Raw genomic sequence first — 15,219 nt, forward strand, 5'->3', positions numbered from 1 at the left:
AGCATCGAGAGGGAAGGACGGAAGCACGGGAGCACGGAGGCGCGGGAGCGCGGGAGCACGGCAGTGCGGAAGTGCGGGAGCACGGAAGTGTGGAAGCACGGAAGCGCAGGGACCAGCGGAGCAACCGGCGGCCGAAACGGAGGCAGCGGTGAGGACAGCGACACTCGGGCCGGACGAGCGCAGTGCGGCACTCGCCCGGATGGCGGAGCGGGAACTGGACGTCCTGGTCGTCGGCGGCGGCGTCGTCGGGGCGGGCACCGCGCTCGACGCGGCCACGCGCGGACTCACGACCGGCCTCGTCGAGGCGCGCGACTGGGCGGCGGGCACCTCCAGCCGCTCCAGCAAGCTCATCCACGGCGGCCTGCGCTACCTGGAGATGCTCGACTTCGCCCTCGTCAGAGAGGCCCTCAAGGAGCGCGGCCTGCTGCTGGAGCGGCTCGCCCCGCACCTGGTCAAGCCCGTGCCCTTCCTCTATCCGCTGCAGCACCGCGGATGGGAGCGCCTCTACGCGGGCTCCGGCGTCGCGCTCTACGACGCGATGTCCGTCTCCTCCGGGCACGGCCGGGGCCTGCCCACCCACCGCCACCTCACCCGCAAGCGGGCCCTGCGCGTCGCGCCGTGCCTGAAGAAGGACGTGCTGGTGGGCGCGCTGCAGTACTACGACGCCCAGATGGACGACGCCCGCTACGTCACCACCATCGTGCGCACGGCCGCCGCCTACGGGGCCCACGTCGCCAACCGGGCGCGGGTGACCGGCTTCCTGCGCGAGGGCGAGCGGGTGGTCGGCGCCACGGTGCGCGACCTGGAGCAGGGCGGGGAGTTCGAGGTCCGGGCCCGGCAGATCGTCAACGCCACGGGGGTGTGGACGGACGACACCCAGAAGCTCATCGCCGAGCGCGGCCAGTTCCACGTCAGGGCCTCGAAGGGCATCCACCTGGTGGTGCCGAAGGACCGCATCCACTCCACCACCGGGCTGATCCTGCGCACCGAGAAGAGCGTGCTCTTCGTGATCCCCTGGGGCAGGCACTGGATCATCGGCACGACCGACACCGACTGGGACCTGGACAAGGCCCACCCCGCCGCGTCGAGCGCGGACATCGACTACCTGCTGGAGCACGTCAACGCGGTCCTGGCCGTGCCGCTGACGCGGGACGACGTGCAGGGCGTGTACGCGGGCCTGCGTCCCCTGCTGGCCGGCGAGTCGGACGCGACCAGCAAGCTCTCGCGCGAGCACACCGTGGCCCACCCCGTGCCGGGGCTGGTCGTCGTGGCGGGCGGGAAGTACACCACGTACCGCGTGATGGCCAAGGACGCCGTGGACGAGGCGGTGCACGCGCTCGACCGGCGCGTGGCCGAGTGCGTCACGGAGGACGTGCCGCTCGTCGGGGCGGAGGGCTACAAGGCGCTGTGGAACGGGCGCGCGCGGATCGCCCAGAACACCGGCCTGCACGTGGCGCGCGTGGAGCACCTGCTGAACCGGTACGGCTCGATGGTGGACGAAGTGCTGGAGCTCGTCGCCGCCGACCCCTCCCTGGGCGACCCGCTCACCGGCGCCGACGACTACCTCCGGGCCGAGGTCGTCTACGCCGCCTCCCACGAGGGCGCGCGCCACCTCGACGACGTCCTCACCCGCCGGACCCGCATCTCCATCGAGACCTTCGACCGCGGCACGCGCAGCGCCCGCGAGACCGCCGAGCTGATGGCGCCGGTGCTGGGCTGGGACCGGTCGCAGGTGGAGAAGGAGGTCGAGCGCTACGAGAAGCGGGTGGAGGCCGAGCGCGAATCGCAGCTGCAGCCGGACGACCTGACGGCGGATGCGGCGCGGCTGGGGGCGCCGGACGTGCAGCCGATCTGATGCGTCCGATCTGATGCGTCCGATCTGATGCGTCCGGTCTGATGTGTCCGAGCCGGTACCTCTGATCCGGTGCCTTTGATGCCCCGTTGGGGCAGTTGTGTCTGGTGAGCTCTGATGAGCGTCATGTGACAGCTCCGACGCGCCGGGAACCGTCCTGTCCGAAACCGGGTCCTGTAAAGGCAACGGACCCGTGCGGCACCCGCCGGCGTCGTCGTGCCGGGCGCCGCCGGGCCCTCGCGGCGCAGGTGGGCCGGGCCGGTGCGGCGGCGGCCGGCGCGCGTCGCGCGGAGGGCGAAGGGCGGCGGTGCGCCCGTATTGTCCGCCGGCCCGCGGACCCTGGCCTTCCGCCGGTCCGCGGATGAGAGACAATGGTGGCTCTGCCAGGGTCGGTTGGTCGCAGAGCTGATTGCCAGAGGGGACGCATGTCGGAGGCGGAGCAGACGCAGGGCACGGCAGGGCGCCTCCTGGCCGGGCGGTACCGCCTCGGGGACGTCCTCGGCCGCGGCGGCATGGGAACGGTCTGGCGTGCCAGTGACGAGACCCTGGGCCGTACGGTCGCCGTGAAGGAACTGCGGTTCCCGGCCAACATTGACGAGGACGAGAAGCGACGCCTCATCACGCGCACGCTGCGCGAGGCGAAGGCCATCGCCCGGATCCGCAGCGCGGGCGCGGTCACCGTCTACGACGTCGTGCACGAGGACGACCGCCCCTGGATCGTCATGGAGCTCATCGAGGGCCGCTCGCTCGCCGATGTCATCCGCGAGGACGGGCCACTGAAGTGGCGTCGGGCGGCCGAGGTCGGCCTTGCGGTCCTCGACGTGCTGGGCGCGGCGCACCGCCAGGGCATCCTGCACCGCGACGTGAAGCCGTCCAACGTGCTCATCTCGGACGACGGCCGCGTCGTCCTCACCGACTTCGGCATCGCGCAGGTCGAGGGCGACCCCTCCGTCACCTCCACCGGCATGCTCGTCGGCGCCCCCTCGTACATCTCCCCCGAGCGCGCCCGCGGCCACAAGCCCGGCCCTCCCGCGGACCTCTGGTCGCTGGGCGGCCTGCTCTACGCGGCGGTCGAGGGCGTCCCGCCGTACGACAAGGGCTCGGCCATAGCCACCCTCACCGCCGTGATGACCGAGCCGCTCGGCCCGCCGAAGAACGCGGGCCCGCTGGCCGAGGTCATGTACGGGCTGCTCGCCAAGGACCCGGAGAAGCGGCTCGACGAGGCGGGCGCCCGCGCGCTGCTGACCGACGCCGTCAACGCCCCCGACGAGCGCCTGCCCCCCAAGCCGAAGCCGGCCGCGCGGGACCTGGACGCCACGCAGGCCATCGCCGTCCCGCCGATACCGGAGACGGCCGTGCCCGCCCGGCCGCAGGCCAAGCCCTCCGTGCAGCGGGCGGGCGAGCCCGTGGCCAAGGCCGCGCACGCGCCTTCGCCGCAGGGGCCGCCGCGTGCCGCGCCCCCGGTCCACGGCGTACCGCGCGCCGCGGGCGCCGACTCCACCACCCGTCAGTTCTCCGGTGACGCCCCCGGCGGGCGGGGGAGCGAGGGCGGCAGCCTGCTCGGCATGCGACAGGGCGGCGCCGTGCGCAAGCCCCTCCTGGAGACGGTGCCGCGGCGGACGCTGGTCGTCGCGGCGGTCGTCGTCGTGCTGGCCGTGCTCGGCACGGTCCTCGCCTTCGCGCTGAGCGGCGGTGACGACGAAGGCGGCAAGGAAGGCAAGTCCGCGACCAGGCACGCGCCTTCGGCCGGGGCCTCGGGCCGGGCGGACGCCCAGGGCAAGCAGGACGGCCAGGGCAAGGCGGACGCCCAGGGCAAGGAGGGCAAGGACCTCAAGGCCAAGTCCGCTTCCGCCTCCGTTTCCGTCTCGGGTGGTCAGGGCACGGACATCGCCGGGTTCAAGCGGATCGAGAACGACGAATACCACTTCGCGATCGCCGTACCGGAGGGCTGGAAGCAGACCGGCACCGCCGGTGAGCACTCGGGCGCCATCTACAGCGCGTCCGGCGGCTTCCCGCGCGTCCAGGTCGACTTCGGCTCCGACCCGAAGTCGGACGCCGCCAAGGAGTGGCGCGAAGCCGACTCCGGCGCCCGCCACACCATGCCGAACTACAAGGGGCTGTCCGTCCAGGAGATCCGCGGCTGGGAGGGGCACGACTACCCGACCATCGCGGACTGGTCGTTCGAGCGCGACCAGAACGGCAAGCGCGTCCAGGTCCTCAACCGCGGCTTCAAGGTCGACGACGAGCGCGGCTACGCCATCATGATCACGTGCGAGAAGGACAAGTGGGGCGACGCCGAGTGCCGGGCGCTGCGGGACGCGGCGTTCAGGACCTTCTCGCCTGAGGACTGACGTCCTCGCTCCTCTTTCCCAGGTGCCTGGATGCCTGGATGCCTGGATGCCTGGGTGTCCGGATGCCTGGGTGTCCGTGACCCGGGAGGTTGGAGCCGACCTTTCTGACGGGTGTGGCGCGACGGACGACACCCCCGTACATCCCCGTAGCCACGTACTGAGCCGTACGCGCCCGAAGGGGCGGGTTCGGCACGTATCGTGAGGTGTCGTGGACGGTACGCAGCCGCAATAGGCGGCAAATTGACCGCTGTTGGCGGTTGTCCGGGCATTCGGGCGAGGTGCGGATCGCGCGCTTGGGGAGGCGTCGTGGACGACTACGCAGGGCGGATCCTGGCCGACCGGTATCGTCTGCCCCTGCCGCCGTCCGATGTCTTCGAACTCGTCGAGACCCGTGCCTTCGACACCTTGAGCGGGCAGGAGGTCCTCGTCCGGCAGATCCCGCTGCCGGAGGTCGTGGACGCCGAGGTGCTGGAGGGTGCTCCGGGTGCCGCGCGCGGCGGGGCGGGCCGTACGCACGGAGCCGCCGGGACCTCCGGAGCCGCCGGGACCTCCGGAGCTGCTGGGGTCTCCGGCGCCGGCAGCGATCCGGCGGTGAGGCGGGCCCTGGCCGCCGCCGCGGCCGCCGCGCAGGTCCCGGATCACCCCCGGCTCGACCAGGTCTTCCACGTCTTCGCCGAGTGCGGCAGCCTGTGGGTCGTCAGCGAGCTGCTGCCCGCCCGCCCGCTGGCCGCGCTGCTCGCCGAGCGGCCCCTGTCGCCCCACCGCGCCGCCGAGGTCGCCGCCGACGTCCTCACTGCGCTGCGTGCCCTGCACGACCACGGTTGGACCCACCGCAACATCACCACGCGCACCGTCCTCATCTGCGACGACGGCCGCGCCATCCTCACCGGCCTGGCCGCCGGCGCCGCCGAGGAAGCCCTCTGCGGCTACAACCCCGTCCCGGACGGCCAGACCCCACCTGCAGGCTTCGACGGCCAGGGCCAGGGCGGAATGCCGATGCCGCGGGGCTCCGGCGGGTCGGCGGGCCGGGCGGCGCCGAGGGGGCCGGGAGACGGCGGAGCCCTGGGCGCGGCCGGGCGCGGGGCCGGATACGGGCCGGGTGGAGGCGGGCCGGGTGGAGGCGGGCCGGGCTTGGGCACGTCGGGATCGGGCGAGCCGGGCCCGAGGCCCGCGCAGTCGCCGTACCGGGACCAGGGCGCCGCGGGCGGGTTCCTGCCGCCGAGCGGCCAGGGAGCACCGGTCAGGCCGTGGCCGCCGGAGGGTTTCCGCCCCCTGACGACGGGCGGACCGGGCGCGGTTCCGCCGACGCCCGGCCGGAACACCGGGCGCCCGGTGCCGGACGGGCAGGGCTTCGGCCGTCCGGGCGCGCGGAGCGCCGGGCTGCCGGGTGGGCAGGGCACCGGCTATCCGGGCGGACAGAGCGCGGGACGCCTGGGTGCGCAGGGCGCCGGGCAGCCGGGTGGCCAGGAGGCTGAGTCGCCGGGGGCCCAGGCCACCGGCTATCCGGGCGGACGAAGTGCGGGCCGCCCGAACGGGCGGGACGCTGGTTATTTCGGCGGGACGGGCACCGGGTTGCCGGGGCCGGGTGCGCGGGGTGCCGGGCAACCGGGCGGGCGGAGTGCCGGGCTGCCGGGTGGTCAGGGTGGTGCTTATGCCGGGGGGCCGGGCGCAGGCTCGGGCTCGGCGGGTGGGCAGGGCGCCGGTCAACCCGGTGGGCAGAGGACCGGGCCTGCGGGTGGGCAAGGCGCTGGGCACGTGGGCCGGCAGGGTGCCGGTCGGTCGGGTGGACCGGGCGCCGGGCGTCCCGCTGGACAGAACCCCTCCCGGCCCGGCGCGCAAGGTGCCGGGCAGGCCGGGCGGGAAGGCGGGCCACGGCAGGTGCGTTCCGCGGCTATCGCGGCCTATCGCGAAGGGGCCGCCCGCGCTGCGGCCGCCCGCGCGGCAGGGAGGAACGCGTCGTCCGCGACACCGACCGGCTCGTCCACGTGGGGCGGCGGCAGCGCCGCCAGCGGCTCCGCCCCGGTGCCCGCACCCCGGCCCGCGGGCCCCCTCCACGGCGCACCCCCCGGCAGGAACCGGCCCCGAGGCCCCTCCGACGGGGCGAACGCCGCCCGCCCGGACGTCCCCGACGTGAAGCTCCCCGGGACGGCCGCCTCTTGGCCCGGCCTTCCCGGCATGACCCCCGGCCCGACCCCTCCTCGCCCCGCCGTCACCCCGCCGCGCGCCCCTGCCGCACCCGAACCCCCACCCCCGCCCGCAGCCCCGCCACCCCGCCCTGCCGTCAGCTCCCCCGAGGCCTCGGCTGCTTGGGGCGCGCCAGGGCAGCAGCCCGGGAGCGCCCTCGCCGCCGAGCGTGCCCGGCAGGCCCGGATGGTCGTCGTGGGAGCCGTCACCGAGCGGTGGGCCCCGGAGCAGGCGTGGCCCGTGCAGGAGAGCTGGCAGCTGGCGCCCCCGGTCGGCCCCGCGGCCGACTTGTGGGCGCTCGGGGCCCTGCTCTTCCGCGTCGTGCAGGGGCACGCCCCCTACCCGGAGGACAGCGCGGCCGAGCTGGTGCGGATCGTGTGCGCCGAGCCGCCCGCGTTCGCCGAGGAGTGCGGCGCCCTGCGCCCCGTCGTCGAGTCGCTGATGCGCAAGGACCCGGCCGAGCGGCCGGAGTTCGAGGAGCTCCGCGGCTGGCTGCGCTCCCTGATCCGCTCCGCACCGGAACCGGATCCCGGCGGCCGCACGCTCACGGTGCCGCCCGCCGAGCCGGAGCCCGAGCCCCCGGCGGAGGACCGGCACCGGCTCCCGGTCGTCCGGCGCAAGGGCGAGGTCGCGCGCCGCAGGCGCGGCAGCCGTTCCATCACGGCCGTGGACACCGCCCCGGCCGCGCACGGCCGCCACAAGAAGACGGCCAAGGACACCGCCCCCGCCGCCCGCCCCGCGGCCCCCCGCACCGGTCACCTGCAGGAGCAGCGCGGTCGCCCTGCCCGCTCGGCGTACGGCCTGGGCCGGTTGCTGCTGGGCCTGGTCCTGCTGCTTCTCCTCGGTGCCGTGCTGTACGCGATGTTGTTCATGCCGCGCGCCGAGGAGAGCGCGGGTCAGGCGGGCCGGGCGCCCGCAGACCTCACGGGCACGGCCGATGCGCGCAGCACAGCGCCCAGTGCCCCGGCCACCGCGGGCAAGCCGGGCGGGAGCAGCCTGCCGGCGACGTCGGCGGCGCCGGTCACGTCGGCCTCGCCGGAGGCGCGGAGCGCCGGCTCCGGCGGCCTCGCCGAGGGCTTCGCGCTGCGTCAGGATCCCAAGGGCTTCACCGTGGCCGTTGCCGAGGACTGGCGGCGCCGGGGGGAGAACGACCGCGGGCAGGTCGTCTACGCAGGCGGGGGCTATCAGCTCATCGTGGTGCCCGGCCGGGACAAGGTGGCGGAGTTCGGCAGCGACCCGATGGCGTACCAGCAGGAGAAGGAGCCCGAGCTGGCGGCGTACCGCTCCTCGTCGTGGTCCGGGGCCTCCGGGCTGCGCCGCATCGACGTGGGCCGGACGGCGTCGGCGGAGGGCACGTTCAACTGGACGGAGAGCAGCGGCCGCCAGGTCTACGTGCGCAACTCGGCCACGATCCTGGGCGGTCGCTACCACCTGCTGCAGGTGATCGGGCCGGTGAACGAGCAGCGCGCGGTGGACCGCTTCTTCGAACAGGCGGCGGCCGCCTACCGGGCGGACTGACCGGGCTCGCCGCACGCCCCGAAGCGCTCCCGCAGCTTGTGCTTGAGCACCTTGCGCAGGGTGTTGTCGCGGGGGAGCCGGGCGACCAGCTCCAGCTGTTCCGGGATCTTGTGCACGGACAGCCCGGCGCCCGTCAGGTGGGAGGCGAGCTCGCCGAGGGTGAGCGGCGCCGTTCCGGGGGTCTGCTGGACGACTGCGCAGACGCGTTCTCCGCGTACGGGGTCGGGCAGTCCGATCACCGCGGCGTCGTCGACGGCGGGGTGGCGCCGCAGGAGCTGTTCGACCTCCTGGGCGGAGATGTTCTCGCCTTTGCGGATGATGACGTCCTTGGCGCGGCCGGTGAGGACGAGGTGGCCTTCGGCGGTGAGGAAGCCGAGGTCGCCGGTGATGAGGAAGCCGTCGGCGTCGAAGGCCTCGGCGGTCTGGGCGGGGTCGAGGTAGCCCCGGCAGACGGCCTCGCCGCGCAGCCGTATCCCGCCTTCGGTGCCGGTCGGCACGGGCTCGCCGTGCGCATCGGTCACGCGGATCTCCATGCCCGCGGGCGGCCGGCCTTCCGTGCGGGCCAGGTGTTCCGCCGTGTCCTCCGGGTCCCCCATGGTGATCATGGGTGCTTCGGTCATGCCGTAGCCGTGGGCCAGCCGGCACCCGAGCTCGCGGACCACCTCGCCGTAGAGCTCCGGCGGCCTGGGCGCGCCGCCGCCCGCCAGGAGCCGGAGGGTGGGGATGATCTTGCGCCCGGGTTGTTTGCGCTGTTCGGCGAGGAACATCGAATAGAAGGCGGTCGATCCGCCCGCGACGGTGACGCCGTTGCGGCGGTAGGCGTCGAGGGATCCGGGCAGGGAGAAGTGCTCCACGAGGAGGGCGGGGAATCCGCGCAGGAGGAGCATCACGGTGTAGTCGGGGCCTGCGACGTGTGCGTAGGGGAAGGCCATGGACCCGACGTCCTGCGGGGTGAGCCGCAGTGCGGCGGCCAGGCAGACGCCGGCGGTGATGAGCCCGCGGTCGGTGTGCAGGGCGCCCTTCGGGGCGGAGGTGGTGCCGGAGGTCCAGTGGATCCAGCGGACTGCGGTGCCGTCGGCGGGCGGGGGCGGGAGCGCCGCGGGGTCCCCTTCGGGCAGGCTGGCGTGGGCGGCGAGGACGAGGGGCGGCACGGGGAGCGCGAGGGCGAGCCGGCAGGCCATGGCGGAGTGGTCGAAGCCCCGCCATATGCCGGGGACGGCGAAGAACCCGGCCTCGGTGGCCCGTAGCGCGTGGCCGACCTCGTGGTCGCGGTAGGAGGGGATGAGGGGCGTCTGCACGGCGCCGAGGCGGGCCAGCGCGAAGGACAGGACGACGGTCTCGATGCGGGTGGGCAGCTGCCAGGCCACCCGGCTGCCGGGGCGCACCCCGAGCGCGTACAGCCCGGCGGCGGTGCGCTCGGCGCGCGTCCGCAGCTCTCCGAAGGTCGTCGTGCGGTCGCCCGCCCCGGGCCCGGTGCCGTCCGGCTCGTCGGCCTGGATGAGGGCCGGTGCGCCGGGGGTCAGCTCCGCGCGGCGGTCGAGCAGCTCCCACAGGGTGCGGGAGGCGGACAGGTCGTCGGCGGCGCGGGTCATGGCGGGCCCTCCATGAAACTGACTGTGCGTCAGAGAAGTGCCGCGAAGCGTAGGCCGTCACGGCTTGTCGGTCCAGGGGGCCGGGGCTAGCCTCATAACTGACTGACCGTCAGATAACGGGAGCGCCCCCCGATGGAACTGCCCCGCATCGTCAGCGTCGACGACCACGTCATCGAGCCCGCCCACCTCTTCGAGCGCTGGCTGCCCGCCCGCTACCGCGACCGCGGCCCCCGCCCCCTGACCGCCGGCATCGGCCGGCTCGAGTACACCGGCGGCAAGTACGCCATCTCCATGGACCCCGACGGGCCGCCCGCCGACTGGTGGATCTACGAGGACCTCCGCTTCCCGTACAAGCGCAACATCGCCGCCGCCGGCTTCGACCGCGACGAGATGACCCTGGAGGGCATCACCCGCGCCGAGATGCGCCCCGGCTGCTGGGACCCCGCGGAACGCCTCAAGGACATGGACCTCAACCACGTCGAGGCGTCCCTCTGCTTCCCGACCTTCCCGCGCTTCTGCGGCCAGACCTTCGCCGAGGCGCACGACAAGGAGGTCGCCCTCGCGTGCGTACGCGCCTACAACGACTGGATGGTCGAGGAATGGTGCGGCGACAGCGGCGGCAGGCTCATCCCCCTGTGCCTCATCCCGCTGTGGGACGTGGACCTCGCCGTCGCCGAGATCCACCGCAACGCCGCCCGCGGCGTCCGGGCCGTGACCTTCAGCGAGCTCCCCACCCACCTCGGCCTCCCCAGCATCCACACCGGCTACTGGGACCCCTTCTTCGCCGCCTGCCAGGAGACCGGCACCGTCGTCAACATGCACATCGGCTCCTCCTCGCAGATGCCCGCCGCATCCCCGGACGCGCCGCCCGCCGTCCAGGCGACCCTGTCCTTCAACAACGCCATGGCCTCGATGGCCGACTTCCTCTTCAGCGGCGTCCTCGTACGCCACCCCCGCCTCAAACTCGCCTACAGCGAGGGCCAGATGGGATGGATCCCCTACGCCCTGGAGCGCGCCGACGACGTCTGGGAGGAACACCGCGCCTGGGGCGGCGTGCGCGACATCGTCCCCGAGCCGCCCTCCACGTACTACTACCGCCAGATCTTCTGCTGCTTCTTCCGTGACAAGCACGGCGTCGCCTCGCTCGACGTCGTCGGCCGCGACAACGCCACCTTCGAGACCGACTACCCCCACGTCGACTCGACCTTCCCCCACACCAGGCAGGTCGCCCTCGAACACGTGCGGGGGCTGGACGACGAGACCGTCCGCAAGCTGATGCGCGGCAACGCCATCCGCATGCTCGGCCTTGACCTCGACCCCCTGGGCGGGTGAGGCGCGATGGACCTCACCCTCACCCGGGAAGAGGAGGACTTCCGCCGGCGGCTGCGCACCTGGCTCCACGACACCCTGCCCGGGCTGCCCCCCGAGCCGCCCGCCGACGACTGGCCCGCCCGCCGCGCCTACGACTGCGCCTGGCAGCGCGCCCTCCACGACGCCGGCTACGCAGGCCTGCACTGGCCCACCGAAGCCGGCGGCCGCGGTGCCACCCCCGCCCAGCACCTGATCTTCATCGAGGAGGCCGAGCGGGCCGGAGCCCCCTACGTGGGCGCCAACTTCGTCGGGCTCCTGCACGCGGGCCCCACCATCGCCGCCGAGGGCACCGCCGCCCAGCGCGCCCGCTGGCTGCCCCCGATCCTGCGCGGCGAGGAGATCTGGTGCCAGGGCTTCTCGGAACCCGACGCCGGCTCCGACCTGGCCTCCTTGCGCACCCGGGCCGTCCGCGACGGCGACTCCTACGTCATCACCGGCAGCAAGATCTGGACCTCCCACGCCGAGGTGGCCGACTGGTGCGAACTCCTCGTCCGCACCGACCCCGCGGCCCCCCGGCACCGCGGCATCTCCTGGATCGCCCTGCCGATGAACGCCCCCGGCGTCACCGTCCGGCCGCTGCGCACCCTCGCGGGGACCGCCGAGTTCGCCGAGGTGTTCCTCGACGAGGTGCGGGTGCCGGCGTCGCACCGCGTCGGCCCCGAGAACGACGGCTGGCGCGTCAGCATGGTCACTCTCTCCTACGAGCGCGGCACCGCCTTCGCCGGCGAGGTCGTCGCCTGCCGCCGCACCCTCGCCCGGCTCGCCCGCACCGCCCGCGCCAACGGCCGCTGGGACGACGCGGTACTGCGCCGCCGCCTCGGGCGCCTGCACGCCGAATTCACGGCGCTGTGGCGGCTCGTCCAGTGGAACGTCAGCGAAGCCGCCCACGCCGCGCGCACCGGCGGCGACGGAGTCCCGGGCGCCGGCGGCTCCGTCTTCAAGCTGCGCTACTCCCAGGCCCGCCAGGAGCTCTACGAGGCCGCCGCCGAGGTGCTCGGACCGGAGTCCCTGGACGCCCGTCAGGAGTGGACGGCGCAGCGCCTGTCCTCGCTCTCCTACACGATCGCCGCGGGCACCTCCCAGATTCAGCGCAACATCATCGCCGAGCGCATCCTCGGCCTCCCCAAGGGGCGATGACCATGGACTTCCGCCTCACCGAAGACCAGCGGGCCCTGCAGGCGGGGATGCGGAGCCTCCTCGCCGCCCGCCACCCCCGCGAGCGGCTGCGTGCCCTGGCCGACCCTCTTTCTCCGGCCGGCCAGGGCGGGCCGGACCCCGCGCTGTGGCGGGCCCTGGGGGAGGCCGGGTTCTTCTCCCTGCGGCTGGCGGAGAAGGACGGCGGGGTGGGGCTCGGCATGCCCGAGGCGGTCCTCCTCTTCGAGGAGGCCGGGCGCGCCCTGCTTCCGGGGCCGCTCGTCGCCACGCACCTGGCCGCGGGTCTTGTCGAGGGGGCGGCCGAGGGCAACTGTGTGGTGACGGCCCTGGACGGTCCCGGAGCGGCCGAGCACCTCGCCTCCGCCGAGGCCGTCCTGCTGCTCGACGGCCCGGCCGCACGGCTCCTGCACACGGGCGCCGGGGGAGCCCCGCGAGCCCTGCGGGCGCGGCCCGTCCGGTGCGTGGACCCCACGACGCCCCTCCACCTCGTACGGCAGCTGCCCCGGGCCCTGGACGGCGGAGCGCCCGACCTGCCCGCCGATGCGGCCCGGATGCGGCGGGAGGCCGCCCTGCTGACCGCCGCGCAGCAACTCGGCAGCGCCTTCCGGGCCGTCGAGCTGGCGGTCTCCCACGCCCGGCACCGCTCCCAGTTCGGCCGCCCGGTCGGCGGCTTCCAGGCGGTGCAGCACCTCTGCGCCGAGATGCTCGTACGCGCCGAACTCGCGCGTGCGGCGGTCTATGCCGCGTCACTCTCGGTGGAGCCCGGCGAACCGGCTGAAATCGCCGCCGCCAAACTGCTCGCTGACAGTGCAGCTGTGCGCAATGCTCGTGACTGTCTGCAAGTGCACGGTGGCCTGGGGTTCACTTGGGAATCCGACGTTCATCTGCACCTCAAACGCGCCTGGCTGAGGCTCCGTCAATGGCAGTCCTCCACTGATTCCGAGGAATTGCTTGCGAATACCCTGCTCGGCGATGCTTCACACATCCCGGGGCACTCTCCGGCGAATGATGCAACGGATGTTCTGGACGCAGAGAATGTCACGGCGTAATGGTCATGGGTGAAATGCCGGGCATGTCATGCCGAACCGCTCGCAGCATGTCGATATCAGGCTGTGTCCCGGACGTTACTCGTGACAGGGCGGAGTCGGGTCCGGGCTCGGGTACCCTCCCTTGAATGCGAGAGGTTCAGAAGCGCGACGGGGCGGAAGTTGCCCATGTGGCGTCGCCGGGCGTGCACATGTCTGATGCTCGTCCCGGAACGGGTCCGAAAGGCCCTCGGTGTTCGAGTCTCCGCAGCACGCGTCGCACAGTATGCAGCAGCCATACTCCTTTGCGCCGGAATATGCCCGAAGCGCTTGTTGGGGTGACTGTGCGTCAACCATGCTGTCTCGGAAAGAGATCACGTTCCGTGATCCCTCGGAGACGCGAGGCGTTGTGTCCGCCGGTACGGATGGTGTGAGCGGTGCAGGTGCTTCAGATGCAGATGGAGGTCCGGGCCGATCCCGCGGAGGTGGGGCGCGCCCGTAGGTGGGCGAGGTCGCGGCTGGCCGGGTCGGGGATAGGCGTCGATGAGCCGCTCGCCGAGACGCTGATCCTGCTGATCTCCGAGCTGGTCACCAACGCCGTGGTCCACACCGGCTGCCCGGCCGTGCTGCGGATGCTCTTCCCGGGTGCCGGCGCCGCCGGGGTCGGCGGCTACGGGGGCACCGTCCGCGTCGAGGTCGCCGACATCAGTGCCCGCCCGCCCCGCCGCAGGTGCGCGGGCGGCGAGGACACCGGCGGCCGCGGCCTGGAGCTGGTCGACGGCCTCGCCGACCGCTGGGGCTGGCAGGCCGAGGGCAGCGGCAAGCGCATCTGGTGCGAGGTCGACCGCACGGGCCCCTCATGGGTCGGCGCTTTCGATGGACCGCGCGCCGTCATAAATCGGGCTTAATCGACAAAGTCCAGACCAGGTGTTGACGTGAAGTGTCCACGTGATCACCCTTGGATGCAGCGATTCGTTGCGAGGGGACGTCGAGAGGCCCACGGTCACCGGGCTGCCTTGGCGAGTACGGGTCGCGGTCCGGCGCAGTCCAGGGCTCCAGCGCCGGAGCCGGCGGCGACGTGCGGTGCCGTGCTCGGGGTGCGCATCGGCACGTCGCCGCCTGCCCACGTCCCTTGGGTCCCTGTCCTGCCGGCCTGTCCGTCCGTCGCGGACTCAGAGCACGGCGACCGGCGCCACGGGCGCCCCCACCCCGCCCTCGAAGGGCTCGGGCGTCGCCGTCAGCAGGAAGGCGTAGCGCTGCTCCTCCGCGCATGCCGCGGAGAGCTCCTCCAGGTTCCAGTTCTGCCCCTGCATCATCCCCATCTCCACGAGGTGGAGTGCGTGCACCGGTAGCCACAGGCCCTCGATCTCCGGTGGGAAGACCTCGAAGCAGAGGGTGTCGTCGGCGACGGCCGCCACGTCCCGGGCGTGGAACCACTCGGGCGTCCGGATCGACAGTCCGGGCGACGAATTCCCGTACGCCCGCCGGTCGCCCGCCAGATAGTGCTGCATGTGACCGGTGCGGACGAGCACGATGTCCCCCGGGCCCACGGCGACCGCTCCCATGGCCTCGGCCGCTTCCAGGTCCTCCGGGGTGACCGCGTGGCCGGGCTCCAGCCGGTCCACGCTCCGGGTGCGCGCCACGTCGAGCAGCACCCCGCGCGAGACGACGTGCCGGGCCTTCTCGATGCCGCTGTAGGCGGCGCGCGTCTGCGCGGTCACCGAGTCCGCGGGCCGCCCGTTGTAGATCCTGCCGCCGTGGGAGACGTGCGGCAGTGCGTCCCAGTGGGTTCCCGCCTGGAGGCCCATGGTGACGGCGTCATCGCTCGTGGCCACTGATTCCGGGGCGTACTGCTGGTTGACGGAGAGCATCGTGTGCAGGGGATTGACCCTGCCGGGAATCAGCCCGGTCTGGATGCCGCGCTGCCGCAGAGGTACGGCCAGGGGCACTCTCCGGCCGGTGAGCACGGTGGCCGCGGCTTCGCGGACGACGGCGTCCGTGATCAGGTTGAGGGTGCCGACCTCGTCCCTCTCGCCCCAACGCCCCCAGTTGTTGACCCGCTTGGCGATCGCGTGGAACTCCGGCGGCAGCGGCATGGACTCCCTCCCCGGATCGGTCCCTGTGCGGGGCTTGTGCCTTCGCGGGCTCTGCCCAAAAATCTAACGGTCCGT

9 protein-coding genes are annotated in these 15,219 nt (G+C 73.6%); 7 read left to right on the top strand and 2 right to left on the bottom strand.

Annotated elements, in window-relative coordinates; genetic code table 11:
• Positions 1-148 precede the first annotated feature (148 nt).
• From ACFPP6_RS22200 to ACFPP6_RS22210, 3 genes are all read left to right on the top strand, one after another.
• Positions 149-1,855, top strand: coding sequence for a glycerol-3-phosphate dehydrogenase/oxidase (locus ACFPP6_RS22200; RefSeq protein ID WP_382045063.1), 1,707 nt, complete (start codon positions 149-151; stop codon positions 1,853-1,855).
• A 422-nt stretch (positions 1,856-2,277) separates the two neighbouring features.
• Positions 2,278-4,203, top strand: coding sequence for a serine/threonine-protein kinase (locus ACFPP6_RS22205; RefSeq protein WP_382045065.1), 1,926 nt, complete (start codon positions 2,278-2,280; stop codon positions 4,201-4,203).
• Positions 4,204-4,509: 306 nt separating this feature from the next.
• On the top strand, positions 4,510-7,905 hold the full coding sequence (locus tag ACFPP6_RS22210) for a protein kinase (RefSeq protein ID WP_382045068.1): 3,396 nt from the start codon (positions 4,510-4,512) through the stop codon (positions 7,903-7,905).
• On the opposite strand, the gene ACFPP6_RS22215 is transcribed toward ACFPP6_RS22210, so the two are convergent.
• Positions 7,890-9,497: a class I adenylate-forming enzyme family protein gene (locus ACFPP6_RS22215; RefSeq protein WP_382045070.1), complete on the bottom strand. Its 1,608-nt coding sequence runs from the start codon at positions 9,495-9,497 to the stop codon at positions 7,890-7,892. The genes ACFPP6_RS22210 and ACFPP6_RS22215 overlap by 16 nt on opposite strands.
• A gap of 132 nt (positions 9,498-9,629) precedes the next feature.
• Here ACFPP6_RS22215 and ACFPP6_RS22220 point away from each other — a divergent pair, with 132 nt between their 5' ends.
• From ACFPP6_RS22220 to ACFPP6_RS22235, 4 genes are all read left to right on the top strand, one after another.
• Complete coding sequence (locus ACFPP6_RS22220) at positions 9,630-10,829, top strand: amidohydrolase family protein (RefSeq protein ID WP_382045073.1); 1,200 nt, start codon at positions 9,630-9,632, stop codon at positions 10,827-10,829.
• Positions 10,830-10,835: 6 nt separating this feature from the next.
• Positions 10,836-12,005 (top strand): acyl-CoA dehydrogenase family protein, encoded by a 1,170-nt coding sequence (locus ACFPP6_RS22225; RefSeq protein WP_382045076.1) that lies wholly within the window; start codon positions 10,836-10,838, stop codon positions 12,003-12,005.
• Between the two features lie 2 nt (positions 12,006-12,007).
• The gene (locus ACFPP6_RS22230) at positions 12,008-13,072 is read left to right on the top strand and encodes an acyl-CoA dehydrogenase family protein (protein ID WP_382045164.1); all 1,065 of its coding nucleotides are present in this window, start codon (positions 12,008-12,010) and stop codon (positions 13,070-13,072) included.
• A 413-nt stretch (positions 13,073-13,485) separates the two neighbouring features.
• Positions 13,486-13,956 (top strand): ATP-binding protein, encoded by a 471-nt coding sequence (locus ACFPP6_RS22235; RefSeq protein ID WP_382045079.1) that lies wholly within the window; start codon positions 13,486-13,488, stop codon positions 13,954-13,956.
• A gap of 264 nt (positions 13,957-14,220) precedes the next feature.
• Here the strand turns inward: ACFPP6_RS22235 and ACFPP6_RS22240 are convergent, their stop codons facing one another.
• Positions 14,221-15,144: a cyclase family protein gene (locus tag ACFPP6_RS22240; RefSeq protein ID WP_382045081.1), complete on the bottom strand. Its 924-nt coding sequence runs from the start codon at positions 15,142-15,144 to the stop codon at positions 14,221-14,223.
• Positions 15,145-15,219 lie beyond the last annotated feature (75 nt).

Origin of the sequence: Streptomyces aureoversilis (genome assembly GCF_042657885.1) — a bacterium.
Lineage (GTDB): Bacteria > Actinomycetota > Actinomycetes > Streptomycetales > Streptomycetaceae > Streptomyces > Streptomyces aureoversilis.

Coding starts and splice junctions, on each gene's coding strand:
- ACFPP6_RS22220 (WP_382045073.1), top strand. CDS start 9,630: ATGGAACTGCCCCGCATCGTCAGCGTCGACGACCACGTCATCGAGCCC.
- ACFPP6_RS22215 (WP_382045070.1), bottom strand. CDS start 9,497: ATGACCCGCGCCGCCGACGACCTGTCCGCCTCCCGCACCCTGTGGGAG.
- ACFPP6_RS22240 (WP_382045081.1), bottom strand. CDS start 15,144: ATGCCGCTGCCGCCGGAGTTCCACGCGATCGCCAAGCGGGTCAACAAC.
- ACFPP6_RS22230 (WP_382045164.1), top strand. CDS start 12,008: ATGGACTTCCGCCTCACCGAAGACCAGCGGGCCCTGCAGGCGGGGATG.
- ACFPP6_RS22225 (WP_382045076.1), top strand. CDS start 10,836: ATGGACCTCACCCTCACCCGGGAAGAGGAGGACTTCCGCCGGCGGCTG.
- ACFPP6_RS22205 (WP_382045065.1), top strand. CDS start 2,278: ATGTCGGAGGCGGAGCAGACGCAGGGCACGGCAGGGCGCCTCCTGGCC.